Origin of the sequence: Serratia sp. FGI94, assembly GCF_000330865.1 — a bacterium.
In the GTDB taxonomy this organism is placed as follows: domain Bacteria; phylum Pseudomonadota; class Gammaproteobacteria; order Enterobacterales; family Enterobacteriaceae; genus Serratia_B; species Serratia_B rubidaea.
Map to the genome: position 1 here is coordinate 3,730,669 of NC_020064.1, position 26,928 is coordinate 3,757,596.

Annotated in this window: 22 protein-coding genes and 3 tRNA genes; 11 read left to right on the forward strand and 14 right to left on the reverse strand. The window is 60.1% G+C overall.

Translation table 11 applies throughout. The features are described from left to right. Positions 1-56: 56 nt before the first annotated feature. Positions 57-446, forward strand: a complete 390-nt coding sequence (locus D781_RS17025; RefSeq protein WP_015673567.1) for a DUF3461 family protein — start codon at positions 57-59, stop codon at positions 444-446. 33 nt (positions 447-479) lie between these two features. Here the strand turns inward: D781_RS17025 and D781_RS17030 are convergent, their stop codons facing one another. Genes D781_RS17030 through D781_RS17040 form a run of 3 tightly spaced genes read right to left on the reverse strand, consistent with a single transcriptional unit; the run spans position 480 to position 2,062 of the window. Beyond that, entirely contained in the window at positions 480-929 is a 450-nt protein-coding gene (locus tag D781_RS17030; RefSeq protein WP_015673568.1) for a flavodoxin, read from the reverse strand. Between the two features lie 33 nt (positions 930-962). Further along, on the reverse strand, positions 963-1,733 hold the full coding sequence (gene truC / locus D781_RS17035) for a tRNA pseudouridine(65) synthase TruC (protein WP_015673569.1): 771 nt from the start codon (positions 1,731-1,733) through the stop codon (positions 963-965). After that, the gene (locus D781_RS17040) at positions 1,733-2,062 is read right to left on the reverse strand and encodes a YqcC family protein (RefSeq protein ID WP_015673570.1); all 330 of its coding nucleotides are present in this window, start codon (positions 2,060-2,062) and stop codon (positions 1,733-1,735) included. The genes truC and D781_RS17040 overlap by 1 nt, the downstream gene beginning before the upstream one ends. Before the next feature lie 177 nt (positions 2,063-2,239). Between D781_RS17040 and D781_RS17045 the strand changes: the two genes are divergently transcribed. After that, complete coding sequence (locus D781_RS17045) at positions 2,240-3,478, forward strand: MFS transporter (RefSeq protein ID WP_015673571.1); 1,239 nt, start codon at positions 2,240-2,242, stop codon at positions 3,476-3,478. Positions 3,479-4,052: 574 nt separating this feature from the next. On the opposite strand, the gene syd is transcribed toward D781_RS17045, so the two are convergent. After that, positions 4,053-4,604 (reverse strand): SecY-interacting protein, encoded by a 552-nt coding sequence (gene syd, locus D781_RS17050; RefSeq protein ID WP_015673572.1) that lies wholly within the window; start codon positions 4,602-4,604, stop codon positions 4,053-4,055. A 136-nt stretch (positions 4,605-4,740) separates the two neighbouring features. Between syd and queF the strand changes: the two genes are divergently transcribed. From queF to xni, 3 genes are all read left to right on the forward strand, one after another. After that, on the forward strand, positions 4,741-5,589 hold the full coding sequence (gene queF / locus D781_RS17055) for an NADPH-dependent 7-cyano-7-deazaguanine reductase QueF (protein ID WP_015673573.1): 849 nt from the start codon (positions 4,741-4,743) through the stop codon (positions 5,587-5,589). A 217-nt stretch (positions 5,590-5,806) separates the two neighbouring features. Beyond that, positions 5,807-7,171: a nucleotide 5'-monophosphate nucleosidase PpnN gene (gene ppnN, locus D781_RS17060; protein WP_015673574.1), complete on the forward strand. Its 1,365-nt coding sequence runs from the start codon at positions 5,807-5,809 to the stop codon at positions 7,169-7,171. A 52-nt stretch (positions 7,172-7,223) separates the two neighbouring features. Continuing rightward, positions 7,224-7,982, forward strand: coding sequence for a flap endonuclease Xni (gene xni, locus D781_RS17065; RefSeq protein ID WP_015673575.1), 759 nt, complete (start codon positions 7,224-7,226; stop codon positions 7,980-7,982). Between the two features lie 28 nt (positions 7,983-8,010). Here the strand turns inward: xni and rlmM are convergent, their stop codons facing one another. From rlmM to D781_RS17085, 4 genes are all read right to left on the reverse strand, one after another. Continuing rightward, positions 8,011-9,114 (reverse strand): 23S rRNA (cytidine(2498)-2'-O)-methyltransferase RlmM, encoded by a 1,104-nt coding sequence (gene rlmM, locus D781_RS17070; protein WP_015673576.1) that lies wholly within the window; start codon positions 9,112-9,114, stop codon positions 8,011-8,013. Beyond that, positions 9,107-9,502, reverse strand: coding sequence for a DUF423 domain-containing protein (locus D781_RS17075; RefSeq protein ID WP_099050025.1), 396 nt, complete (start codon positions 9,500-9,502; stop codon positions 9,107-9,109). Before D781_RS17075 ends, rlmM begins: the two co-directional genes overlap by 8 nt. A gap of 45 nt (positions 9,503-9,547) precedes the next feature. Beyond that, complete coding sequence (locus D781_RS17080) at positions 9,548-10,465, reverse strand: transcriptional regulator GcvA (RefSeq protein ID WP_015673578.1); 918 nt, start codon at positions 10,463-10,465, stop codon at positions 9,548-9,550. 382 nt (positions 10,466-10,847) lie between these two features. Next, positions 10,848-11,072 carry a YgdI/YgdR family lipoprotein gene (locus tag D781_RS17085; protein ID WP_041411862.1) on the reverse strand — a complete coding sequence of 75 codons (225 nt, stop codon included), beginning with the start codon at positions 11,070-11,072 and terminating at the stop codon, positions 10,848-10,850. Positions 11,073-11,255: 183 nt separating this feature from the next. Between D781_RS17085 and csdA the strand changes: the two genes are divergently transcribed. Then, positions 11,256-12,458, forward strand: a complete 1,203-nt coding sequence (gene csdA, locus D781_RS17090) for a cysteine desulfurase CsdA (protein ID WP_015673580.1) — start codon at positions 11,256-11,258, stop codon at positions 12,456-12,458. 23 nt (positions 12,459-12,481) lie between these two features. Continuing rightward, positions 12,482-12,916, forward strand: a complete 435-nt coding sequence (gene csdE, locus D781_RS17095) for a cysteine desulfurase sulfur acceptor subunit CsdE (protein WP_015673581.1) — start codon at positions 12,482-12,484, stop codon at positions 12,914-12,916. Here the strand turns inward: csdE and tcdA are convergent. Together tcdA and mltA are read right to left on the reverse strand one after the other, a co-directional pair. After that, positions 12,907-13,713, reverse strand: a complete 807-nt coding sequence (tcdA, locus tag D781_RS17100) for a tRNA cyclic N6-threonylcarbamoyladenosine(37) synthase TcdA (protein WP_015673582.1) — start codon at positions 13,711-13,713, stop codon at positions 12,907-12,909. The genes csdE and tcdA overlap by 10 nt on opposite strands. A gap of 83 nt (positions 13,714-13,796) precedes the next feature. Beyond that, complete coding sequence (gene mltA, locus D781_RS17105) at positions 13,797-14,936, reverse strand: murein transglycosylase A (protein WP_015673583.1); 1,140 nt, start codon at positions 14,934-14,936, stop codon at positions 13,797-13,799. A gap of 292 nt (positions 14,937-15,228) precedes the next feature. On the opposite strand from mltA, the gene D781_RS17110 reads away from it, so the two are divergent. The 3 genes from D781_RS17110 (at position 15,229) to D781_RS17120 (ending at position 15,553) form a co-directional block, all read left to right on the forward strand. Next, a tRNA-Met gene (locus tag D781_RS17110) sits at positions 15,229-15,305 on the forward strand. A 62-nt stretch (positions 15,306-15,367) separates the two neighbouring features. Further along, positions 15,368-15,444 (forward strand) — tRNA-Met (locus D781_RS17115). Positions 15,445-15,476: 32 nt separating this feature from the next. Then, a tRNA-Met gene (locus D781_RS17120) sits at positions 15,477-15,553 on the forward strand. A gap of 108 nt (positions 15,554-15,661) precedes the next feature. On the opposite strand, the gene amiC is transcribed toward D781_RS17120, so the two are convergent. Next, entirely contained in the window at positions 15,662-16,915 is a 1,254-nt protein-coding gene (amiC, locus tag D781_RS17125) for an N-acetylmuramoyl-L-alanine amidase AmiC (RefSeq protein WP_015673584.1), read from the reverse strand. A gap of 218 nt (positions 16,916-17,133) precedes the next feature. On the opposite strand from amiC, the gene argA reads away from it, so the two are divergent. Then, a complete protein-coding gene (gene argA / locus D781_RS17130) occupies positions 17,134-18,471 on the forward strand; it encodes an amino-acid N-acetyltransferase (RefSeq protein WP_161805810.1) in 1,338 nt (445 codons plus the stop codon). Positions 18,472-18,488: 17 nt separating this feature from the next. Here the strand turns inward: argA and recD are convergent, their stop codons facing one another. Genes recD through ptrA form a run of 3 tightly spaced genes read right to left on the reverse strand, consistent with a single transcriptional unit; the run spans position 18,489 to position 26,793 of the window. After that, positions 18,489-20,354 (reverse strand): exodeoxyribonuclease V subunit alpha, encoded by a 1,866-nt coding sequence (gene recD / locus D781_RS17135; protein WP_015673586.1) that lies wholly within the window; start codon positions 20,352-20,354, stop codon positions 18,489-18,491. After that, positions 20,351-23,908, reverse strand: coding sequence for an exodeoxyribonuclease V subunit beta (gene recB / locus D781_RS17140; RefSeq protein WP_015673587.1), 3,558 nt, complete (start codon positions 23,906-23,908; stop codon positions 20,351-20,353). Before recB ends, recD begins: the two co-directional genes overlap by 4 nt. Next, entirely contained in the window at positions 23,905-26,793 is a 2,889-nt protein-coding gene (gene ptrA, locus D781_RS17145; protein ID WP_041412192.1) for a pitrilysin, read from the reverse strand. The genes recB and ptrA overlap by 4 nt, the downstream gene beginning before the upstream one ends. Positions 26,794-26,928: the final 135 nt, after the last annotated feature.

Consider the following 26,928-nt stretch of genomic DNA (forward strand, 5'->3'; position numbering starts at 1 on the left):
AAGCACCGCGGGCATCCTCACTAACGTGGAATAACACTTATTACTAGGGGCGACGTATGTACGATAATTTGAAAAGCTTGGGTATTAATCAACCGGAAGATATCGATCGTTATAGCCTGCGGCAAGAGGCCAATAACGACATCCTCAAGATCTATTTCCGCAAGGATAAAGGCGAGTTCTTTGCCAAAAGCGTGAAATTCAAATATCCGCGTCAGCGTAAAACCGTGGTGGCCGACAACGCCGGCCAGGGTTACAAAGAAATCCACGAGATAAACCCCAACCTGCGCTATGTGATCGATGAGCTGGATCAGCTGTGCCAGCGCGATCAGGTGGAAGTCGATCTGAAACGCAAAATCCTCGAAGACCTGCGTCATCTGGAAGGCGTGGTGTCGCACAAGATTGCCGAGATTGAGGCCGATCTGGAAAAGCTGACCCGCGGCAAATAATCATCAGGGCGCGGTTATCGCGCCCTGCAGGCTTTACTTCAGCAGCGCCGCCCACTGCTCCACCCACGGGCAGGACGCCACTTCAGGTTCCGGCTGCTCCATGGCGTCAATTTCCAGCCTCTCTCCCACGCGCGTCGCACCCTGCTCCTGCAGCAGCGCATCAAACGCCCGACCGGCGCCGCAGAAGTTGTCATAGCTGCTGTCGCCCAGCGCAATCACTCCGTAGCGTAGCTCCGGCTGATAGCCGACCCGATCGCGAATCGCCGCGAACAGCGGCGCGATGCTGTCCGGCAAATCGCCCTGCCCGGTGGTCGAGGTCACCACCAGCGCATAGTGCTGACGATAGGCCTGCCACTCTTCCAGCGTCCCCTCTTCGAACAGTTTGACCTCGTGCCCCTGCTCGACAAGGATGGTTTCCGCTTCTTCCGCCACCAACAACGCATTACCGTATACCGTGCCGACGAAAATACCGACCTGAGCCATGCTTACAACTCCCTTAATGCTCTGAAAAAATTCTTAGCTAGCTTGACCGTAAGCCGCCGGAAACTCAACCCTGACAAGCTCAGGGACAAGCTCCAGCCAGCCAAACTGTGACATTACCCCCTGCCAGGTCTGGTCCCAGCGGGCGGAAATCTGCAGCGGCTGCCCGCTTACCGGGTGATTAAGCCGCAGATGGCTGGCGTGCAGCATCAGACGCGGGCAGGAAAAGTGCTGCGCCATACCGCGGTTCTGCCGCAGATCGCCATGCTTGCTGTCGCCGATGATCGGGTGGCGCAGGTGCGTCATATGGCGCCGCAGCTGATGTTTACGACCGGTCTCCGGCTGCAGCTCCATCAGCGTGTAGCGCGCGCTGTCATAGCGCCCGATCGCCACCGGCATTTCCACCTGCGCCAGTGGCCGATAGTGGGTCAGCGCCGGCTGCGGCGCTTTATCCGCATCAGAAAATTTATCGGCGATCTTGTCCCGCTTCTGCGTCAGCTGATAATCCAGCGTCGCCGCGTCGTTGACAAAACCGCGCACCACCGCATGGTAGGTTTTCTGCACCTGATGCTGTTCAAACTGCTGTGACAACAGATGGGCGACCTCGCTGGACAGCGCCATCAGCAGCACGCCGGACGTCGGCCGATCGAGCCGGTGAACGGTAAAGACATGCTGGCCGATCTGATCGCGCACCGTCTGCATGACAAATACACTCTCATGGCGGTCCAGCCAGCTGCGGTGCACCAGCCAGCCGGCGGGTTTATTCACCGCCACCAGATGCTCGTCCTGATAAAGAATTTCCAGCATTACTGCGGCTCTTGGTTCAGTAGGTCGTCCAGGCGCTGCAGCACCACCAACAGCGGCAGACAGCCCGGCTCCTTGTCTTTCAGCGCCTCTTCAAAATAAGGCGTGATGGCAAAGCGCGTCGGCAGCGGCGCATTGGCGTCCAGCAGCGCGTACATGCGCGGCAGCATCACCCACTGCAGCCACTCCTCCGCCTGCATGCTGTCAATGCAAAACGGTTCGCTACTGTTAAACGCCTCAGGCGCCGGCGGCGTAGCCTGCCACAACGCCAGATCGCGCATGGATTGTTCGATAGCCTGCAAGTACAGGCGAACCTGGTTATGTATAGTCATCTGCATTTCCGATCGTTCAAAGCGATAAAACTCAGCGCGCGGGCTGAAAGGCGGCAGAGCATAGCATTTAACCGGTTATAGCCCAAATTCCATCGACGCGACAGATTTTGCGCTGGTGACGATGCGGCGTGCGCGGCACAATATCCATCAAGTAAACCAATAAACAAGATGATACACATGAGCGCAACTTCAGCTGTAAAGCAACACGCAACGCCCGGTAAAGCCATGCTGGCTTCGGTGACCGGCTACGCCATGGACGGTTTCGATCTGCTTATTCTGGGCTTTATGCTGCCGGTTATCGCCGCCGAGCTGCACCTCACCTCTGCCGAATCCGGCTCGCTGGTCACCTGGACGCTGGTCGGTGCGGTATTGGGCGGCGTGATTTTCGGCCACCTCAGCGACCGCTTCGGCCGTATCCGCATCCTTACCGTCACCATTTTGATGTTTTCACTGTTTACCGGCCTGTGCGCGCTGGCGGTCGGCTATTGGGATCTGCTGGCCTATCGCACGCTGGCGGGCGTCGGGCTGGGCGGTGAATTCGGCATCGGCATGGCGCTGATCGCCGAAGCCTGGCCGGCGGAAAAACGCAACCGCGCCTCCGCCTACGTCGGCATGGGCTGGCAGCTTGGCGTGCTGGCTGCGGCCTTTCTGACGCCGCTGCTGCTGACGCACATCGGCTGGCGCGGCATGTTCCTGGTCGGCCTGGTGCCGGCGCTGGCCTCCTTCCTGATCCGCCGCACGCTGGGGGAGCCGGAAGCGTTCGTGCGGCAAAAAAGCGCCGCGCCTGCGCTATCTTTTCGCCAGCGTCTCGGGCTGCTGTTTAAGGATCGCGCCACCGGGCGCGCCAGCGTGGGCATTTTTATTCTCTGCTCGGTGCAGAATTTCGGCTACTACGGCCTGATGATCTGGATGCCCACCTATCTGGCAAGCAACTTCGGCTTCTCCCTGACCAAATCCGGCATCTGGACGGCGGTAACAGTGGTCGGCATGACCTTCGGCATCTGGCTGTTCGGCGTACTGGCAGACCGCTTTGCCCGCTGGAAGATCTTCATTGCTTATCAGCTGGGCGCGGTGGTGATGGTGGTGTGTTACGCGCAGCTCAGCGACCCGACCTGGATGCTGCTGGCCGGCGCGGTGATGGGGCTGTTCGTCAACGGCATGATTGGCGGCTACGGCGCGCTGATTTCAGACATCTACCCGACGCAGGCGCGGGCCACGGCGCAAAATATTCTGTTTAATCTGGGACGCGGCGTTGGCGGACTGGGGCCGCTGGTGATTGGCGCGCTGGTAACGCAGGTCTCCTTCACCGCGGCCATCAGCCTGTTGGCCGCCATTTACCTGCTGGATATCTACGCCACGCTGTTTCTGCTGCCGAAGAAGCAGGGCCAGGGGGATACGCTGGGAGCGATCGGCTAAACATTTAAGACGGGCAAAAAGTTGGGGGCACTGTATTAACAGTGCCCCCGGTTCGTTTTATAGCTTTCCCGCTACACGGAATGCTCCCTGCTCAATCCCTGAAAACTTTTCCTGTGGCCATCCTGACCCAACGTCCATGCCTATCCTTTAACTAGCATCGTCCTGACGCGGTCCTCGGTCTCCCTGACCCACCGGCCATCCCGTACCGGCTCTCAATCTCCGTCCTGGAGGTGTCCCTGGTTTCTTTCCTGAAACATCCTGCGCATCGCCCTGACGCCATCCGCCGCCCTTCAGTGGGCGCATCCGCTTCTTCATCCAGAAGTTTGCATCATCCCGCAGCTTCCGACTCCAGCCGCCTTCCATTCGGCATGTATAAGATCGCTTAATTCCTTTCTCGCCACAAGGGATTGTGAGACAAAAGTACAAAAAGGCGTTACGCGTTAGTTTTTACCGTTTCGATAAACAACTGATAAATATTGTAATAAATCAATTTTTGCCGTTAGGCGCCGATAAATTAAAAGCGATCTCGCACAAGCCTTGTGCGAGATCTCTCACAAACCTTTTGGCCTTTGGCTCAATTATCGGCCACCGGACGCAGCGCATCGAGGAAATTGCCCAGCGTCGCCGCCAGCAGCGTACGCCGGTCGCTGCCAAACTGTTCCAGCACCACATTACCGCTGATATTGCACAGCGACACCATTTCCATCTCCGATTCCGTCGTCGCCAGGAACAGCGTCGGCGACAGCTTCAGACGTTTTTGCGTCACCAGATGGCCAATCAGGTTTTCCTGCAGGCGGATAAAATCCTCCTCGCTCCATACCTGCAGCAGACTGAGGCGATGCTCGCCGAACTGCGCGCCCATATCGCCGGCGTATTGCTGCGTATAAAAGGCGTGAATATCCGGCTGCAGCCGCAGCTCCAGCGCGGTTTCCACCTTTTCCAGCGTCGCCGCAGGCGTAAACGGCTGCGGCAACCACAGCACCTCTTCATCGCGATTTTCCACCACACACGGTGAGGGCACGCCGTACAGTTCGCGGCTGGCCGGCGCATGGCCACGCTGCTGCTGCCAGAGCGCCACATAGCGCTGCGTAAATTCACGCAAAGCGTGGGTAACATCATGGTCCATATTTTCTCTCGCATACGGTAAACTGACGGCCATTGTACCCATAACCTTGCATACTTGCTTGCAGCGACGCGGCGTTAAGCGCGTTATCGCGGCTGCAACGCAATTTTCAGCACTAACCGGAGTAAGGTGACAGCAGATGTCCTCCTATCAAAATCATCAGGCATTATCAGGGCTGACGCTCGGTAAACCCACCGCTTACCACGACCAGTACGACGCGGCGCTGCTGCAGCCGGTGCCGCGCAGCATGAACCGCGAGCCGCTGGGGCTCTATCCTGACAGCCTGCCGTTTCACGGCGCGGATATCTGGACGCTGTACGAACTCTCCTGGCTCAACGCCAAAGGGCTGCCGCAGGTGGCGGTGGGCGAAATCAGCCTCGACGCCTTCAGTCTGAACCTGATCGAGTCCAAGAGCTTCAAGCTCTATCTCAACAGCTTTAACCAGACCCGTTTTGAGAACTGGGAGGCGGTGCGCTGCACGCTGCTGCGCGATCTGGCGGCCTGCGCACAGGGCGAGGTGACGGTGAAACTGTTCCGTCTGGATGAAATTGAAGGACGCCCCATCGCGCAACTGCAGGGCGAAAACCTCGACCAGCAGGACATCAGCATCGATGACTATCAGTTCAACGCCGACTACCTGCAGGACGCGGCGGCAGGCAGCCCGGTGGTGGAGGAAACGCTGGTCAGCCATCTGCTGAAGTCCAATTGCCTGATCACCAACCAGCCCGACTGGGGTTCGGTACAGATCGCCTATCGCGGCGCGCAGATTAACCGCGAAGCGTTGCTGCGCTATTTAGTCTCTTTCCGCCATCATAATGAGTTCCATGAACAGTGCGTGGAGCGCATTTTCAACGACATCATGCGTTTTTGTCAGCCTGAGCGCCTCTCGGTCTATGCGCGCTATACCCGCCGCGGCGGCCTGGATATCAACCCATGGCGCAGCAATACCGATTTTGCGCCGACGCACGGCCGCCTGGCGCGCCAATAATGCGAAGCATTGCTCAACAACTGAGCTAATAGCAGGTTTGCATTGGTAAAAATCAGGGGACGGCGGTAAGGTTAAATCTCGGCGCCCGCACGTATTACGGGGCCGCAGAGCAGACAGGCGTTATTCACCGCAGCGTGTGCAAGCGGGGTCGCCATACCGAGAGACGGTCCTGCCGTATGGATTACTACCGCCCCGCCATGGGTGCAAAGGAGTTACCTTGATTACACATATCAGCCCGCTTGGCTCAATGGATTTGCTGTCGCAGCTGGAAGTCGACATGCTGAAGCGTACCGCCAGCAGCGACCTGTATCGTTTATTCCGTAACTGTTCGCTGGCGGTGCTGAACTCCGGCAGCCAGACCGACAACAGCAAGCAGCTGCTGTCGCGCTATGAGACGTTTGATATCAACGTACTGCGCCGTGAACGCGGCGTAAAACTCGAGTTGGTCAACCCGCCGGAAGACGCCTTTGTCGACGGACGCATCATCCGCTCCCTGCAGGCCAACCTGTTCGCGGTGTTGCGCGATATTCTGTTCGTACACGGGCAAATCGCCAGCGCCGGACGCTTCCAGCACCTGAATCTGGAAAACTCCGTCCATATCACCAACCTGGTGTTCTCGATTCTGCGCAATGCGCGCACGCTGCATCTGGACGAAGACCCCAATATGGTGGTGTGCTGGGGCGGCCACTCGATCAATCAGAACGAATACCTGTATGCGCGTAAAGTCGGCAGCGAGCTGGGCCTGCGCGAACTGAATATCTGCACCGGCTGCGGCCCGGGCGCCATGGAGGCGCCGATGAAGGGCGCGGCGGTCGGCCACGCCCAGCAGCGCTACCGCAACAGCCGCTTTATCGGCATGACCGAACCGTCCATCATCGCCGCCGAGCCGCCGAACCCGCTGGTCAACGAACTGGTGATCATGCCGGATATCGAAAAGCGTCTGGAAGCCTTCGTGCGTATCGCGCACGGCATCATTATTTTCCCGGGCGGCGTCGGCACGGCGGAAGAGCTGCTGTACCTGCTGGGCATCCTGATGAACCCGGAAAACAGCGAGCAGGTGCTGCCGCTGATCCTCACCGGGCCGAAAGAGAGCGCCGACTACTTCCGGGTACTGGATGAGTTCATCATGAATACCCTCGGCGACGCGGCGCGCCGCCACTACACCATTATCATCGACGACCCGGCGGAAGTGGCGCGCCAGATGAAAAAGGCGATGCCGCTGGTGAAAGAAAACCGCCGCAATACCGGCGACGCCTACAGCTTTAACTGGTCGATGCGCATCGCCCCGGATCTGCAGCTGCCGTTTGAGCCGACCCATGAGAATATGGCCAACCTCAACCTGTCGCCGCAGCAGCCGCCAGAAGAGCTGGCCGCCGCGCTGCGCCGCGCGTTTTCCGGCATCGTCGCCGGCAACGTGAAAGAGAACGGCATTCACGCCATTGAGCAGTTCGGCCCGTACAAGCTGCATGGCGATCCGCAAATGATGAAGCAGATGGACCAGCTGCTGCAGGGTTTTGTTGCCCAGCACCGCATGAAGCTGCCGGGCAGCGCCTATGTGCCCTGCTATGAAATCATTACCTGACCAACCGCGGGGCGGCGACAGGCCGCCCTGCCTTTTTACGACCTAAATCACCATGGCCATACATTTACTGATCGTCGACGCCCTGAACCTGATTCGCCGCATTCACGCCGTGCAAGGCTCGCCGTGCGTTGACGCCTGCCGCCATGCGCTGGTGCAGCTGATTCAGCACAGCGCGCCGACCCACGCGGTGGCGGTCTTTGACGAAGACGACCGGGGTGACAGCTGGCGTCACCAGCTGTTGCCGGACTACAAGGCCGGCCGGTCGCCCATGCCGGACAACCTGCAGCAGGAAATGCCGCAGCTGCGCGAGGCGTTTACCGGCCTGGGAGTCGCCTGCTGGCACTCCCCCGGCAACGAAGCGGACGACCTGGCGGCGACGCTGGCCGCTAAGGTTTCCGGCGGCGGCCACCAGGTGACCATCGTCTCGACCGATAAAGGCTACTGCCAACTGCTGGCGCCGCAGGTGCAGATCCGCGACTATTTTCAAAAACGCTGGCTGGATCTGCCCTTCGTGCAGAAAGAGTTTGGCGTGGCGCCGCAACAGCTGACGGATTACTGGGGGCTGGTCGGCATCAGCAGCAGCAAGATCCCCGGCGTCGCCGGCATCGGGCCGAAAACCGCCGTGCAGCTGCTGCTGCAGGCGACGGATCTGGATACGCTGTATCAGCAGTTGGCGGCAGTACCGGAAAAGTGGCGCAATAAGCTGGAGCAGCACCGTGAAATGGCCTACGTCAGCAAGCAGATCGCCACGCTGCGCACCGACCTGACGCTGGACGGCAACCTGCAACAGCTGCGGCTGCCGATAAACTAAGGGCGCTGCAAGCAGCGCCCTTATCGCATCAATCCCGCTCGTCGCGGCGCCCCGGCACCGCGGACCACATGCGGCGCACGTGCACCGTGATTTCCTCGCGATCGTGATACAGCTGTTTGGCATGCACATCCGCACTGATGCCGGCCGCGCCCAGCGCTTCCCGGATGCTCTGCAGATTCTGCGCGACCTCTTCGTAGCGCTTCTTCATCGGCAGCTTCAGGTTGAAAATGGCCTCGCGGCACCAGCCTTTGACCAGCCACTGAATCATCAGGCTGGTGACCTTCGCCGGCTTCTCCACCATATCGCACACCAGCCAGTAAATTTTGCTGCTGTTCGGCTCAAATTTAAAACCGTCGGCGCGATGATGAGTCACCTGGCCGGTATCCATCAGGCTAGGCGCCATCGGGCCGTTATCCACCGCATGCACCATCATGCTGCGCTTCACCAATTGGTAGGTCCAGCCGCCGGGACAGGCGCCCAGATCCACCGCATGCATGCCGCTGGCCAGGCGCTCATCCCACTCATCGGCGGGAATAAACACGTGGAACGCCTCTTCCAGCTTCAGGGTTGAGCGGCTTGGCGCGTCGGCCGGGAACTTCAGCCGCGGAATCCCCATATAGAACGGCGAGTTATTGTTGCTGTAGGAGTAACCCACATAGCAGCAGCCCGGCGCGATAAAGAACACGTGCACCACCGGCCGCGACGGGTTTTCACGCGCCATCAGCACTTTCTGCTCGCGCATCGCGGCGCGCAGCGGCACCGTCAGCTTGCGGCAGAACTTCATCAGCTCTTTGCTTTCGTTGGTGTCCGCCACTTCGACCCGCAGCTCGCCGCCGCGATCGACGACGCCGATCAGCATGCCGACAATCGGCGACACGCGGTCTTCCGGCGGCAGATCGCGCAGCAGTTCACCGACGACAATCAGCTGGCGGGCAAAAATCAGCTCGCGGAAAGGAATTTCTTTCGCCAGCCGGTCGGCATCGTCCGGCTGATAGCACTCAAACAGCACGTAGCCGCTGTTCTCTTTCACCCGGGCAAAGCCGAAAATCTCCAGCTGAGACGCTTTATCCGTAATTTCTGCCGCGCACTCTTTTTCAAACCCAGGGCGGCAGTACAATGCAACTTTATTCATGGCGCTCGGCCTTTTTCCTCAGACGCAAAGCGCCAATCAACATCAATGCCCAACCGATCAGGAAACACACGCCGCCGACCGGCGTGATATAGACCCAGACCTTCAGGTGCGACAGCGCCAGACAATACAGGCTGCCGCTAAACAACACGGTGCCGAGCGCCAGCAGCGCCCCGCTCCAGTAAAACCACAGACTGACGCGGCGCTGCATCGCCACCGCTAACGCCAGCACCGCCAGGGTATGCACCCCCTGATAATCCAGCCCGGTGCGGATCCACGCCATTTCATTGGCGCCCAGCGTGCCGCTCAGCACGTGCGCGCCAAACGCTCCCAAAGCAACAAATACAAAGCCGCTGATCGCGGCAAAAATCAGCATCGAACGACTGCTCATCGTTATTTACCTTTAGTCGGTAACCGGCCGCCTGAGGCCGCCGGTTTATTGTTCATAGCGGAAACGATATTTTTCCTGCTCGCTGGCAGCACGCGCCAGGATCCATTGGCGAAAGGCGGCTATTTTACCCAGTTCTGCCTGGCTGTCATGACATACCAGATAAAAAGCGTTTTTACTGACCAGAACATCATTAAACGGACATACCAGCCTGCCCGCTTCGATTTCCGTCTGCGCAATCACGTTGTTCACCAACGCAATGCCCTGCCCGTGCACCGCCGCCTGCACCACCATCGCGCTATGGCTGAAAATCGGCCCCTGCTGCACATTAATATGCTGCAGCCCCAGTTGCCGGGTATAGGCCAGCCAGTCGCGGCGTGAAGTATCGTGCAGCAGCGTATGATTAGCCAGATCCTCCGGCGATTTTAACGCGCGCTCGCCGGTCAGCAGGCTGGGGGAACACACCGGCAGCAGATATTCGGCATACAGGCGCTCCGCGCGCAGCCCCGGCCAGTTGCCGCGGCCATAGAAAATGGCGACGTCAACGTCGTCGGCCAGTTTATCCTCTTCCCGGTCAACGGCTTGTATACGAACATCAATCCCCGGATAAGCTGAGTTAAAGCCAGACAGGCGCGGCACCAGCCACTGAATGGCAAAACTCGGCGGCAAACTGACCGTTAATGCACCCTTGGCGCTGCGCGCCTGCAGCTTACGCGTCGCTTCATTGATCGAGGAGAATATCTCTTTGATATCCAGATAATAACTCTGCCCCTCTTCGGTCAGCAGCAGGGAACGGTTGCGCCGGCGAAACAGTTTAAGGCCGAGGAAATCCTCCAGAGACTTGATCTGGTGGCTCACCGCAGCCTGGGTGACGAAAAGCTCTTCTGCCGCTTTGGTGAAACTGAGATGGCGGGCTGCCGCATCAAACACCCGCAGTGCATTAAGGGGCGGTAAACGTTTAGACATTAATTAGCTACTTTTGTGTAACAAACTTACAACACAATCAACCCTAAAAGCAGGTTGCGTTGACAGACGCGCGTCAGCTCGCTTCCCACGCGCTTATTTCATTAGTTTTTTTTATCCGATGCATTATAAATTGTCCGTTGAGCAGACGCCAGCAAATACCTATAGTGGCGGCACTTCCCGGGCCGGAACGAAAAGGGATTGGGTGTCGAGGACGCCGATGAACTTTTGGCTTGTGGTTGTGATGTTGTGTTTGCAAATTGTCCGGCGATTCTGGACATGGTAGCTAAGCTACTGTTTTTTCACTTCCTGTACATTTACCCTGTCTGTCCATAGTGATTTATGCAGCACCGCAAACATTGCGGTGCTTTTTTTTGCCTGACGTTTACTGGTCGGTTTCCGCCAGCTCTTTCACGTCGGCACGGTTAATCTGCTGTTCGACGCCGTTGGCATCTTTGTAGCTGATCATCCCAGTATCTTCATCAACCTGCGGCTTGCCGTCGGCGACGATGGTTCGCCCGTCGTTGGTGTGCATCACATAGTTACTGGAACAGGCAGCCAACGTGAACGTCAACATCAGAGCAGAGATAACTGCGGCCGTCTTCTTCATCTTGGACTCCTTGTAGATAAAAATGCTGTAAAAGACCTTTAGATACCTAAAGGCAAGGTTGCGCACCCGTAGAAACAGCATAACAAACTCACACCGGAATGCCAGGCAAGCGCCGCAATGGACTTGTCAGTCGCGGCAAAATAGGACAGGATCGGCAGGTGTTCCGACCAATGATAATCCACTATGTCGTCGTTTAATCCCTCAGTTTTCCGCCGCCAGTTTCCCGCAGTGGCGCAGCCCGGCGTTTATCTGGACAGCGCCGCCACCGCGCTGAAGCCGCAGGCGGTGATTACCGCCACCCAGCAGTTTTACAGCAGCGATGCGGCCACCGTACACCGCAGCCAGCATAAGGCGGCTCAGGATCTCACCGCCCGCTTTGAACAGACGCGGCATCAGGCGGCAGCACTGATTAACGCCGCTGCCGAAGAGATTGTCTGGACGCGCGGCACCACCGAGGCAATTAATCTGGTGGCGCAAAGCTATGCGCGCCCGCGCCTGCAGCCCGGCGATGAGATCATCGTCAGCGAGGCGGAGCATCATGCCAACCTGATTCCCTGGCTGATGGTCGCACAACAGACCGGCGCCCGCGTGATAAAACTGCCGCTGGGGACCGACCGGCTGCCCGACCTCACACAGCTGCCGGCGCTGCTGACAGCGCAAACCCGGCTGCTGGCGCTGGGGCAGATGTCCAACGTTACCGGCGGCTGTCCGGAGCTGGCGCAGGCGATCGCACTGGCGCACGGCGTCGGCGCCAAAGTCATGATCGACGGCGCTCAGGGCATCGTGCACTGTCCGGCGGACGTGCGGCGGTTAAACATCGACTTTTACGCCTTTTCCGGCCATAAGCTGTATGGCCCGACCGGCATCGGCGTGCTGTACGGCAAAAGCGAGCTGCTGGCGCAGATGGCACCGTGGCAAGGCGGCGGAAAAATGCTGACCCAGGCCTCGTTCGACGGCTTTATCGCGCAAAAACCGCCTTACTGCTTTGAGGCCGGCACGCCGAATATCGCCGGCGTACTGGGTCTGGGCGCGGCGCTGAGCTGGCTGGAGGAGCAGGATCTGCCGGCGGCGGAAGCCTACGCCCGGCAGTTAACCGACGACGCCGAGCATCGGCTGGCGCAGCTGACGGGCTTTCGCAGTTTCCGCTGTTCCGGCTCCAGCCTGCTGGCATTCGATATCGCCGGTATTCATCACAGCGATATCGTCACGCTGCTGGCGGAACAAGGTATCGCGCTACGCGCCGGGCAGCACTGCGCGCAACCCCTGATGGCGGCGCTGGGCGTCAGCGGCACTCTGCGCGCATCGTTCGCCCCTTATAATACGCCGGAAGACGTCGACAGACTGGTCGACGCCATGGTGAATGCCGTCGACCTGCTGGCGGATTGAGATACAGCTATTTCGGAGACGCTATGCTTGCCCCCCATCCCTTCGGCCGCGACATTACCGCTGCGGCCCTGACAGAAAAATTCGGCGCGCTGAAACAGTGGGAAGACCGCTATCGCCAGCTCGTGATGCTGGCGAAACAGCTGCCTGCGCTGCCGGAAACGCTGCGCAGCACGGAGATAGAGCTAAGCGGCTGTGAAAACCGCGTCTGGTTAGGGCATCAGTTGCTTGACGACCATCGCCTGCATTTTTACGGCGACAGCGAAGGCCGCATTGTACGCGGCCTGCTGGCGGTGTTGTTAACCGCCGTGGAAGGACAAACTCCGCAGCAGCTGCTGGACGCCGATCCCCTGGCGCTGTTCGACAGCCTGGGGCTGCGCGCCCAGCTCAGCGCCACCCGCGCCAGCGGTCTGGAAGCGCTGGCCGCGGCGGTCAAAGACATTGCCGCGCATTATGCCTGACGGGCGGCTTTCGCCATCATCTTTTTCAACGCATGGGAAACGGCGACAAAGCCAAAGGTCGCGGTGACCATGGTCGCCGCGCCGAAGCCGGCGCTGCAGTCCATCCGCTTCGGCCCTTCCGCGGTGCTGCGCGACGCGCACACCGAACCGTCCGGCTGCGGATACACCAGCGCTTCGCTGGAAAAGACGCAGTCGATGCCCAGTTTGCCCTTGCTGTTTTTCACCACGTTGAAATCGTGTTTGAGACGCTCGCGCAGCTTGGCCGCCAGCGGATCCTGAATGGTCTTGGCCAGATCCGCTACCTCAATGCGCGTCGGATCGATTTGCCCGCCGGCGCCGCCGGTGGTCACGACCGGGATCTTGAAGCGGCGGCAGTAGGCCAGCAGCGCCGCCTTAGGCCGCACGCTGTCGATGGCGTCGATCACATAGCTAAAGTCGTTGTCCAGCAGCTCCGCCACGTTATCCGGCGTAATAAAATCGTCGATGCAGGTTACCCGGCACTCCGGGTTAATCGCCAGAATACGCTCGGCCATCACTTCCGTCTTCGACTGGCCCACGTGGCCGCGCAGCGCGTGGATCTGGCGGTTGGTATTGGTGACGCAGACATCATCCATATCAATCAGGGTAATGGCGCCGATGCCGGTGCGCGCCAGCGCCTCCGCCGCCCATGAGCCCACGCCGCCAATGCCAATCACGCAGACGTGCGCCCGGGCGAACAGCGCCAACGCCTGCTGGCCGTACAAACGCGCCGTACCGCCAAAACGCTGCAGATAGGCTTCTGAATAGGGTGTGCTCATAACGCTTTAATTACCTTAATTATGCAAATGATAAGGGCCGGAAAATCCGGCCCTTGCGGGTTAGCGACGACGAACGTTAACCATTAACGCGTCGCCAGCAGGCCCCCGCTCTGATTGACCTTCGGCTGATAGGCGCTGAACAGTGGCGCGCCGCTGCCGCCCTTCAATACCCACACCCGGCCATAGTGGTTGTAAAAACCGGCCGCGTGGCCGGCGTCCGGCCCAATCCCCTGGTAGATATCAAAGTGTTGGCCTTTAATCGCGCCGCCGACGTCCAGCGCCACCATCAGGCGCATCTCATATTTTCCCGTGAATTTACCCTTGTTGTCCAGCAGCGGCACTTCCGCCAGCAGCGTGGTGCCGGCAGGAATCAGCGAGCGGTCAGATGCCACCGACGCCTTGGCGATCAGCGGCACCGCGCTGGCACCTTTCACCGGCGCAAAGGATTCCGGACGGAAGAAGACAAAGGACGGGTTCTGCTCCAGCAGTTCACGCACTTCCGCCTCGCTGTGGCTGTCCGCCCACTTGCGGATCGCCTGCATCGACATATCCGCCTTGGCCACCTCGCCCCGATCGATCAGCACCCGGCCGATGCTGCGGTAAGCATGGCCGTTTTTGCCGCCGTAGCCGAAGAACACCAGCGGCTGACCGTTGCCGAAGTCGACATAGCCGCTGCCCTGCACTTCCATCATAAAGTTGTCCATCAGCGAGTTGCTGTAGGCGATGATGTAACGGTCATCCAACGCGCCGTTATAAATGCCCGCGCGGCTCGGCAGACGGCCGCGCTTCGGCGGCATGCGGTACAGCGGATAGCGGAACTCGCCCTGCGGGGTGGCGCGCGCCTGCACCACCGGCGTGTAGTAACCGGTAAACTGTACGTTGCCGTAGTTGTCCGCCCCTTCCATCTGGTAGGCGCTGAGGCCAAACTGGCTAAGCTGGCGGGTATCGGCGCCGGAGGCCATCCAGCTCTTTACCGCCTGGTAGGTGTTGCTGTTACGGCTGAATAAAGAAGGAGACGCGTATTGGATCTCCAGCAGCTGGTTGGCGTAATCATTGCCGTTCATCGGCACGCCGCGGGTGTTCGGCTGATTCACCAGCGCCAGCGGCTGCTCCAGCTGCCCGTCTTTATATTGCTGACCCCGGTCGGTCGGCTTTGACGAACAGCCCGCCAAGATTGCTATCACTAACCCGCCCAGCAGGTATTTACCCCAACGTCCTTTCATCGCGCGCTCTCTTAAAAAACAGGTGTGATTTTCACCCAAGACATTTCGAGGTGCAGACGGCGGACCGCCCCATCGCGCATCTGCAGCTTGAAAAATAAAGGGGATACCGGCGAAAGATAACAAACCCCTTGGGAGAAAGGAATCGCTGCCAATAAAAAATCCCTCAGCGCGCAGGGTGATGAAAAAGAAAGCAATGTGCGGACTAAATAAGCCAAAAAACGGCTTTAGGCCGATTATCTGCAAAAAGGGGTTGCAACATAACGCATGGAGAGTATAGTGCGCATCCATCGGACGCGGGGTGGAGCAGCCTGGTAGCTCGTCGGGCTCATAACCCGAAGGTCGTCGGTTCAAATCCGGCCCCCGCAACCAACCGATGCTGTACCAGCGGCATCTTATTATGGGTTGGGTTCGAGAAAGATGCGTTAAACGGACGCGGGGTGGAGCAGCCTGGTAGCTCGTCGGGCTCATAACCCGAAGGTCGTCGGTTCAAATCCGGCCCCCGCAACCAAACGACAGACAACGCACAAGCATCAAGACGGACGCGGGGTGGAGCAGCCTGGTAGCTCGTCGGGCTCATAACCCGAAGGTCGTCGGTTCGAATCCGGCCCCCGCAACCAAAATTCATTGATGACAATCGGCACCCTCAGGGGTGTTTTTTTGTATCTGAAATCCGCAAAACGCCAAAACCATCACGCCGGGCCGCAGCCCAGCGCCCTGCTTTCCCGTTAGCGTCTCGCCCCGCCGTTGGAGAAATAAGCCTTGATGCCTGCCAGTATGGATTCCGCAATCTGCTGCTGAAAACGGCTGGTACGCAGCTTACGCTCTTCTTCCACGTTGCTGATAAATGCCGTCTCCACCAGAATGGAAGGAATGTCCGGCGCCTTCAGCACCGCAAAGCCGGCCTGATCGACACGGTTCTTATGCAGCCGGTTGATGCCGCCCATCCGATTAAGCACTTCCTTGCCAAACTTCAGGCTGTCATTGATGGTCGCCGTCTGCACCAGATCGAACATGGTGTGGTCCAGGTAGCGATCGCCGCTTTTACTGACGCCGCCAATCTGATCTGATTCGTTCTGCGTCTGCGCCAGATAGCGCGCCGCGGCGCTGGTCGCCCCTTTGGTCGACAGCGCAAACACCGACGAGCCGCGCGCCGCGCGGTTGGTAAAGGCATCGGCGTGGATGGAGACAAACAGATCGGCGCGCTGCTTGCGCGCTTTTGCCACCCGCACCTTCAGCGGAATAAAGACGTCTTCATTGCGCGTCATAAAGACTTTCATATTCGGTTCGCGCTTGATCATCGTTCTCAGGCGGCGGGCAATCTGCAGCACGATATCTTTCTCGCGCGTTTTGTACTTGCCGATCGCGCCGGGATCCTCACCGCCGTGCCCCGGATCGAGCATAATGACGATCGGCCGGTCACGCCCCGCCTTGCCGGTTTGTGGCGCTTGCGCCGGCGCCGGCAGCGTCCGTTCCAGATCGCCCTTGTTGTAATCTTCCAGCAATGCCAACAGCGGATCATATTCATCATCCCCCGGCGCCGGCTTACTGGGATACATATCCAGCACCAGACGGTTGCGGTATTCCGCGACCGGCGCCAGGGTGAACATGTGCGGGCTGACGCTTTGCTTCAGCTCCAGCACCAGACGTACGGTGTCTTTATCAAACTGGCCGACGCGCGCCTGCTTCAGGTTGGGGTCGCTGTTTTGCACCTGCGAGGCAATGCCTTTCAGCACGCTGTTCAACTGTACGCCTTCGATATCCACCACAATCCGGTCGGGATTGGTCAGCGCAAACTGTTTGTACTTCAGCGCCACGTTGGACTCGAGCGTCACGCGCGTATAGGTAGATGAAGGCCAGACGCGCACCGCAATGACATGCGATGACGCGGCAAAACCGACACGGCTCACGCTCAGCAACCAGGTTGCGGTAACCCCCTGCAACAGACGACGGCGACCCAGATTGTGATTATCGTTTGACATGCGGCTCCAACCAATAGCAGTAGACTAAAAAAACAGCAAAATAGAGACAATGGCGAAAACTTTAACGAATCCATTCGTCGCTGTCATCAGAAAATCTTTTTATGGGTTTTCAATTTATTAACGATTTAACAGTGTTAGCGGGGAAAACAACGCAAATTCCCCCTTGCCATCGGCGGCAGAAAGGAATAAAAATACAAAAATACCGTATAAATATTCACATGAGGTTTGCCGTGAAGGAACGTAGTACAGAGCTGGTTCAAGGATTCCGTCACTCAGTTCCCTATATCAACGCCCACCGCGGCAAGACATTCGTCGTGATGCTCGGTGGCGAGGCGATTGAGCATGAAAACTTTACTAATATCGTCAACGATATCGGGTTGCTGCACAGCCTGGGCATTCGCCTGGTGGTGGTCTACGGCGCGCGTCCGCAGATTGACGCCAATCTGGCGCTGCATCATCTCGAGCCGACTTATCACAAGCATACCCGCGTGACCGATGCGCCAACGCTGGAGCTGGTCAAACAGGCGGCTGGCCTGTTGCAGCTGGATATCACCGCCCGGCTGTCGATGAGCCTGAACAATACGCCACTGCAGGGCGCGCATATCAACGTGGTCAGCGGCAACTTTATTATCGCCCAGCCGCTGGGCATTGATGACGGCGTGGACTACCACCACAGCGGACGTATCCGCCGTATTGATGAAGAGGCCATTCACCGCCAATTGGACAGCGGCGCCATCGTGCTGATCGGCCCGGTGGCGGTCTCCGTCACCGGTGAAAGTTTCAACCTGACCTCTGAAGAGGTGGCGACCCAACTGGCCAGCAAGCTGAAAGCGGAAAAGATGATCGGCTTTTGTTCTTCGCAGGGGGTGACCGATGCCGAGGGCGAAATCATCTCCGAGTTGTTCCCCAACGATGCGCAGAAACGTCTTGATGCACTGGAGGAGAACGGCGACTACCACTCCGGCACCGTTCGTTTCCTGCGCGGCGCGGTCAAAGCCTGCCGCAGCGGCGTGCGGCGCTGCCACCTGATCAGCTATCAGGAAGACGGCGCGCTGGTGCAGGAACTGTTCTCCCGCGACGGTATCGGTACGCAGATCGTGATGGAAAGCGCCGAGCAGGTGCGGCGGGCGACCATCAATGATATCGGCGGCATTCTCGAGCTGATTCGCCCGCTGGAACAGCAGGGTATTCTGGTGCGCCGCTCACGCGAGCAGTTGGAGATGGAAATCGACAAGTTCACCATTATTGAGCGCGATAACCTGACCATCGCCTGTGCGGCCCTCTACCCCTTCCCGGAAGAGAAGATTGGCGAGATGGCCTGCGTGGCGGTGCATCCGGATTACCGCAGCTCATCGCGCGGCGAAATGCTGCTGCAGCGGGTGGAAAGCCAAGCGCGGCAGATGGGGCTGCAAAAACTGTTCGTGCTCACCACCCGCAGCATTCACTGGTTCCAGGAGCGCGGCTTCACGCCAGCGGAGGTGGACGTACTGCCGATGCAGAAACAGGCGCTGTACAACTATCAGCGCCGCTCAAAAATCCTGCTGGCCGACCTGTAAACCGTTAAGGGGCGCGGTTAGCGCCCCTGTTCATCGCTCGCCAGCAGCAGGCGTTCGGCCAGCCCGCTGCGGCGCTGCGTCGGCGTACGTATGGCGCTCATCAAAACCTTATCGGCAGCGTACAGCGACAGCCGCTGACGCGCGCGGGTAATGGCGGTATACACCAGTTCCCGCGTCAGCACCGGCAGATAATGGTTGGGCAGCACCAGCACCGTATGGTCAAACTCCGATCCCTGCGACTTGTGCACCGTCATCGCATAGGCGGTTTCATGCGCCGGTAAGCGGCTTGGCTGCACCGATTTGATGCTGCCGTCCGGCAGTTGAAAGTGAACGCGCAATTCCCCTGCCGCATCCGGCAAGGCAATGCCGATATCGCCGTTAAACAGCCCCAGCGCGCTGTCGTTGCGGCCGATCATCACCGGACGCCCCCGATACCAACGCCCCGCGGCGCCGGACGCACGCCGGATCAATCCGGCGCGCTGCAGGCCGGTTTCAATGCGTTCATTCAGCCCGCTGACGCCGAACGGTCCTTCCCGCAGGGCGCACAGCACCTGAAAACGTCCGAATGCATCCAGCACCTGCTGCGCATCAACGCCGGCGGCCACCTGCGTCAGGTAATCGCGATAGCCCGCCACGCAGGCATCCAGCAGCGCCTGATAGTCCGCCGTCTCCGCCAGCGGATAGCCGGCCACGTCGCCAAAACGCCCGTCCAGCGCCGCACGCGCGCCCCGGACATCGCCGGCGTTAACCGCGAACGCCAGCTGTCCAATGCCCGAGTTGGCGTCAAAACGGTAGCTTTTACGCAGCAAACACAGGCTATCGCGCACCGCCGCAGCCGCCTGCGCCGGCTGCCCCTGCAGCGCACAGCCGGTCAGCTGGCTGAGCTGCGCCGCACGCGCCTCGCTGTAGCCCTGCTCGGCAAAGCGGCAAATATCCCCCAGCACCGCGCCCGCCTCCACCGAGGCCAGCTGATCGCGGTCGCCAAGGAAAATCACTCTGGCATGTGCGGGCAAGGCGGCGATCAGCCGCGCCATCATCGGTAAATCCACCATCGACGCCTCATCCACCACCAGCACGTCCAGATGCAGCGGGTTACCGCGATGGTAACGCATGCGCTGGCTGTTCGGCTGCGCGCCCAGCAGGCGGTGCAGCGTGGCGGCTTCGGAAGGAAACAGGCTCAGCTGCTGCTGCGTCAGCCCCAGCCGGCGGCTGGCGCTGCCGAGCGATTCGGTCAGGCGCGCCGCCGCTTTCCCGGTCGGCGCGGCGAGCTGAATGCGCAGCCGTTCACCATCGGCCAGCTGCACCAGCGCCGCCAGCAGTTTCGCCACCGTGGTGGTTTTGCCGGTGCCCGGCCCGCCGGAAATCACCGCAATGCGCCGCGTAGCGGCAACGGCGGCGGCGATTTTCTGCCAGTCCGGCGTCGCTTCCGCCTCGCCAAACAGGCGATCCAGGATCGGCCGTAAACGCTGCGGATCGATAGGCTGTGGCGTATCGTCACTGCCGATAAAGTCCGCCACCTCGCCTTCGCTTTGCCACATGCGCTGCAGGTAGAGACGCTGCTGCTGCAGCACCAGCGGCGTCGGCAAGCTGCCGTCGCTGACCGCCGATGACGACAGCAGCAGGGCTCGCCACGCCTCAACGTCCGGCTGACCGGCGGCCTGCCAGACCGCCTGCGCCAGCTCAGGCTGGCGGGCGCCGAATAATGTCTCCGGCAGCAGTTGCTCCAGCTGCAGACAGACGTGGCCGGCACCGGCTTCCGCGCTGAGGCAGGCCGCCGCCAGCAACATATCCGGCCGTTCCGGCCCGGCGACCACCTGGGCGAACTGCACGTCCAACGGACGCAACACGCCAAGCGCGACCGCCTGTTGTAGTAGCTGCATCATGCTTCAGAGTCTCCCGGGTTATCGTCGCCGCTGAACAGCCGATCCATGCCCTCAACCAGTTCGGCGGCGGGCCGGCAGGCAAAGATGCCGTTGCCGGGATGCTGACCGTCGACGCCGCGCAAAAACAGATAAATCACGCCGCCAAAATGACGCTGATAGTCATAGTCCGCCAGACGGTGACGCAGATAGCGATGCAGCGCCAGGGTATACAGCTGATACTGCAGGTCATAACGGTGTTCCGCCATCGCCTGCGCCATCGCCGGCTGCGTATAGGCGCTGCTGTCGTCCCCCAGCCAGTTGGACTTATAGTCGAGCAGGTAATATTTCCCCTGCCAGCAGAAAATCAGGTCGATAAAGCCTTTCAGCATCCCCTGCACCCGTTGAAAATCCAGCGCCGGACAGCGCGCCGACAGCGGATCGTAGCGCTTCACCAACGCATCCAGCTGCGTGGCCTGCAGCAGTTGGCCGATCGGCAGATAAAACTGCAGTTCCGCCTGTTTCGCCTGCGGCGTCAGCTGCGCCAGCGTAACGCCGCTGTCATTCAGCACGGTGTGCAGCAGCGTCTCCATCCACGTCTGCAGCACCGGCTGCCAATATGCGTCATAGCCGTTCAGCTGCAACTGCTCCGCCAACCAGGCGGGATCCAGCGGCTGGGTAAAATCCAGCGTCTCAAACAGGCTGTGCAGGAAGGTGCCCGGCGCGGCGCCGCGCGGAAAGGTATGCGGAGTCAGTGATGGCTCACTTTCAACCGCCTGCTCACCCGCGGCGTCGACGTCCAGCCGCGGCAGCAAATCCTGCATCAGCCCGGCGCCGTGTTGCTGCAGGCCGGTATAGCTGGTTACCCGCCAGAAATCCTGCATCTGCCGGCTGACCTGTCTGGCCGCCAGCTGCTCCGCCCTCACGCTTTGCGGCTGCCAGGGCTGCTCATCAAGCGTCTCAAGCAGCGAGAGCGCAATGCTTTCATCGGCCAGCTGCTGCAGACAGCTCTGCAAACAGGCAGCGTCCCCCGCCTGACCGCCCTGCACCAGATATCCCAGCGCACTACGATGTAAATCGGTCTCTCCCTGCTTCTTACGCGTGCCCTGAATAAGCGGTGCAATGCCGATGCTGCAGTGGTACACCGAACGCGTCAGCGCGACGTACAGCAGGCGCAAATCCTCCGCCAGCCGCTCTTCCTCCGCCCAGGCGATGCTCTCTTCATCGGCATTCAGATCCAGCAGGGCCTTGAAGCTGTGACGATCGTGATACAACACCTGCTGCTGTTGGCGATAGTTGCCGACAAACGGCAGCCAGACCAGCGGATACTCCAGCCCTTTCGACTTGTGAATCGTCATCACCTGCACCAGGTGGCGATCGCTTTCCAGACGCAGCTGCTGGTTGTCCGACTGGCTGTTCGGCTGGGCGATCTGCTGCGCCAGCCAGCGCACCAGCGCATGCTCGCTGTCGAGCTGCGCCGACGCCTCCTGCAGCAGTTCGCCCAGATGCATCACATCGGTTAGCCGCCGCTCACCGCCGGGGCTGGCCAGCAGGTTTTCCGCCAGGTGCCGCTGCGTCATCACCTCGCGCAGCATCGGCAGCACGCCGCGCCGCAGCCACAGCGTGCGGTATTGGTCAAACTCATCAACCAGCGCGTCCCACGCCCGCTCGTTATGGTTCAGGGCGTCCAGCGTCGGCGCATCCAGCCCCAGCAGGCCGGTCGCCATCGCGCTACGCAACGTACGCTCCTGCTCCGGCGCCAGCACCGCCTGCAGCAGCCACAGCAGATCCTTAGCCTCCGGCGTATCGAACACGCTGTCGCGATTCGACAGGTAGACCGAAGGGAGCGCCAGCAGGCTGAGCGCATCGCGCACCAGCGCCGCCTCCGCCCGGCTGCGCACCAGAATGGTGATATCTGACGCCTGCACCGGCCGCCGCCTGTCGCCGTCCGCCAGCCAGGCCTCCCCGCGCTGCCCGGCGTTCAGCCAGTCGCGGATTTGCGTCGCGCACAGCCGCGCCATCTGCTGTTGGTAGTCACTTACTCCCACGCCGTCGCCCGGCTGCAGCCAGAAGTGCATGGCGGCCTGGGGCCGGTTATGCAGTTCAAACGCCAGCTGATGGTTTTTATCCGCCGCCGCCACCTCAATAAACGGGATCTCACCGAACAGGAACGGTTTTTCCAGCCGCGAGAACAGCCGGTTGACGCTGCCGACCATCGTCGGCGAAGAGCGCCAGTTGGTCTCCAGCGTATAGTGTGCGCTTACCTCAGAACGTGCGCGCATATAGGTGAAAATGTCCGCGCCGCGGAACGCATAAATCGCCTGTTTGGGATCACCAATCAGCAGCAGTCCGCACTCCGCCTGACCGACATATAACTTATGGAAAATGCGGTACTGCTGCGGATCGGTATCCTGAAACTCATCGATCATCGCCACCGGATAACGCTGACGTATCGCCTGCGCCAGCCGATCGCCGCCGGCGCTCTGCAGCGCGCCGTCCAGCCGGCTCAACAGATCGTCAAACCCCAGCTCGGCGCGCTGGCGTTTTTCCTGCTGAATTGAGGTACGGATCTCGCTCAGCGCGCGCGCCATCACCAGATCGCGCAGCGTCAGCGGTTCGGCAAACAGGCCGTCGACGGCGTCAAACAGGGTATGACGCGGCGCCTCGCCCTTCTTGGTTTTCTCCAGCAGCGTCGACTGGCGGAACTTTTCCAGCTCTTTCGGCAGCTGATAATCCAGCGTCTCCTGCCCGGCCCACTCGCCGACCTTGTGTAACCAGTTGGGCAAGTGTTTGCTGCTGTAACTGCGCTTATCGACGCCGGAGCTGCTGATAAGGTCGTGCAGGTCAGCCGCCGCCGCGATCCATTGCGCCTTGATAGCGTCAATGCGCACCACAATCTTCTGGTGGCGCGCCAGCAGCGTTTCATCCTGCTGTGGCGGCTGACGCAGCGTCGGCGCCTCGCCGTGCAGATAGGCGGACAGATCGCTCAGCAAAGCTTCCGGCCCGCTCCACTCTTGGCTGACCGCGCGCGCAACGTCCAGCGGCAGCGGATAGCAATGGCGACGCCAAAAGTCGGCGCAGGCCTGCCGGCGCAGCGGCAGCTCGTCCTGCACCAACGTTTGTTCAAACAAAATGCCGGACTCAAAGGCGTTCTGGGTCAGCATGCGCTGACAAAAACCGTGGATGGTATAGATCGCCGCCTCATCCATTTGCCGCTCGGCGGCCAGCAGCTGCGCCGCCGCGTCCGACAGATCGTCAATCTCCGCCATCAGCGCGGCAAACAGCGGATTGTCGCAGTGCTCCCGCCCGCGAATGCAGGCGATGCGCAACCCGTGAATATTGCTGCGGATACGGCCGCGCAGCTCTTCGGTAGCGGCCTCGGTAAAGGTCACCACCAAAATTTCCTCTACCGTCAGCGGGCGCGAAAACGCCGCCTGCTTACCCAACCCCAACAGCAGGCGCAAATACAGCGCGCCAATGGTGAAGGTCTTACCGGTCCCCGCCGAGGCTTCAATCAGCCGTTCGCCGTAAAGCGGCAGCGTTAACGGATCGAGCGTTTGCGGAGTCAGCGTCGTCATGGTTTAACCACCTGACGCGGCATGGTCTGTTGCAGCGCGGACGCATTCGGATAAGCGGTCCAGCCCTGCGGCGCCGCATAATCGGCTTTGCCCTGGCTGCTGCCGCTGACCTGAGACAGCACCGCCAGCCCCTGCGGCTGCATCACCGCCTGATGGAAGAAGTCCGCCAGCTTGGCCGGCGTCAGTTGCTCTATCTGTGCGATCAGCTTCTGACGCGTGTCAAAGGCAAAATTACCGCGCTCGAAGTCATTGCTAAAGCGCCCTGCCTCCTCGCTCAGCGTTTGCGGCCGCTGTTTCAGTTCATTAATCAGCGCCTGCTGATACTGGGCAAAGTCCGCAGCGCTCATCGCGCGCAGCCGTTTTTCCGCCTTCGGATAGAAGTCCTGATAGCGCTGATAGAGGTAGTCCGGCTGTTTGCTGTTGCTCTGCAGCAGGAAACCGACGCCCCACTGCCGCCCGACCGACATCGGGAAGGCAAACACCGCATACCCCAGCTGTTCCTGGGTGCGCAGCTGGCTATAGAACCAGGGCTGAATGATCTGTCCCAGCAGTGAGCTGTGCGCCATGCCGCTGATTTCATCATATCCGGTTGGGATATAGACCGCCGCCAGCGCCGAGTCGGTGCTACTGCCGGCGCGCTGCAGATTCGCCAGCTGTTTTTTATCAACGCGGACATTTTCCCCGTGCCACCATGTCACGCCGCGGCAGGCGAGGCTCTGCTTCAGCGCGGACGCCAGCTGGTCAACCTGAGGCTTGCTCATATTGCCCACCACCAGCATTTCCGGCGTGGCGTTTTTCAGCAGGCCGTCGCGGTAGGCGAGCACGTCTTTCAGCGTCAGGTTTTTCAGCACTTCACGCCGTTCGCTGCGTTCCGAATAGGGCACGCGCGACACCATCTGAATCGGCTGGATCGCCAGTTCGAAGGCTTTGCCTTTTTCGGCGGCATCCAGCTGCTGCAGATACCAGGACTTGGCCTGATCCAACTGCGCCTGGGTCGGCGTAAAGCCGGCGTAGCCTTCAATCAGCGACGTCAGCAGCTGCGGCAGGCGCTGGGTAAAGCCGTTGGCGTTAAACTGCAGGCCGTTGCTCGGCGAGGTGCTGAAACTCAGGCCCCCGACCGAAGCCTGATAGCTCAGCTGATCCAGCGCGATACCGGCCAGGTAATCCGTCAGCGAGAACAACACCTGATTGCGCGCCGAATTCATGGTTTCAGCGTTGCGGAAAGCGACGGTTACGTCGGCCTTCGGCTCATCAGCAAAATAGCGGCTCGGCATATACAGCACGCGCAGCCCCGGCTGATTCACCACCACTTCCGGCTGGGTAAAGCGGTGCGACGGCGCGGTGAGGGTAAAGTCATCCGGGATATACGGGTTCAGCGCCGGCAGCGACAGCGAAATCCCCTGTCCCAGGCGCTGCCACTGTTCAAAACGCTGCGGGGTGATTTTATTCACCTGATACGGCGCATCGACAAAGTACGCCGTTTTGTTATGCGGCTCGTTCGGGCTGATAAACCACACGCGGGCGTTTTGCGGCGTCATTTCATCCAGACGCCGTTTAATGGCGTCAGGGTCGTAACGGTCCGCCAGATAAGGCGCATCCAGCGTATGTTCGACCGGCACGCGCAGCATGGTATCCACCAGCCACTCGATATAGTCCATATCGCGGGTAATCGACGGGTAGCGGAAATCCAGATTTAACACGTGCGCAATTTCATCAAAGTAGCTTTTTTTGACGCCCTGCTGACGCAGCATGTTCAGGTAGTTAAAGATCGCGGCCACCACCTGGTCACGCTGCGCCAGGCCTTTATCCGTCAGCGACACGCTGATGACAAACACCCCGCCGTTGCGATCCACCATCGGATCGGCGCCCGCGTTAATGGCATCGGCCAGTCCCTGCTGCTGCAGCCAGTCAGACAGCGTATTTTTGCTGCGGTTGCCGATCAGGTAGCTGATATAGGTATCGGTCTTGCTGCGGAAAGCCGCGCTGTTGTTATCGATACGGAACTCGACCTTCAGCTGCTTGCGCGGCTGCGCCGGCACGTAATTGATGATGATGCCCTGCTGCGCTTTGGTCACCGCCGGTACGGTAATCGGCGCAACGTCAGCCTGATGATCCGGCACCCGGCCGAAGGTCTTCGCCGCCAGCGCAGCCAGCTGCGGCAGCGGCTGGTTGCTGTAGAGCACCCCGACCATCAGATTGGCGGAGTAATAGCGTTGATAGAAGCTCGTCAGCGCCTCATGCAGCTTGCTGCCGGGTTTATCCTTCAGCGTATCGAGGTTGCCGCCGGAAAAGCGCGCGCTCGGATGCGCCGGGTTCAGCGTTTCCGCCCCGACCTGCGCCATACGCATGCCATCACGCGAACGCGCCATGGTCAGCTCGGCATTCACCGCGTTGCGCTCTTTATCCGCATTGCCGGGGTCCAGCAGCGGTTCGGCTATCGCATCGGCCATGCGGTCCACCGCCGGCTCCAGCGCATCGTTTTCCACCTCCAGATAGTAGGCGGTGCGGTACGACGCGGTGCTGGCATTGTGGCTGCCGCCGTGTTTTTTGAGGTATTCGGACAGGTTTTCCGGATCCGGATAGCGTTTGGAGCCCATCAGCACCATATGTTCCAGATAGTGCGCCAACCCCAGCTGGCTGTCAGGATCTTCCAGAGAACCGACCGGCAGGGCCAGCGCGGCCAGCGACTTAGGCGCCTGCTCATCAGAGACCAGCAGCACCGTCATGCCGTTCGTCAGCTTGATGGCCTGGTAATGGCGCGGATCGTGCTCGCTTTTATGGATTTTCTCCGCCAGCGGCTGCCATCCCTGCCCGGCCCAGCCTGACGGCGCCCAGAATACTACCAACAACATTACCCCGCAAAGGCGGGCCCAACGTCTGCGCATATCCAAATTAAACCCCTATTTCCGCCCCGCTGCGTCCGTTCCAGGACGCCGGCAAGGCCGATCAAAAAACAACAAAAATGTCATACCGGGCAGGTCGACGCGTCACAATACGCCGTAGCGACAGCTCCCCGGTAA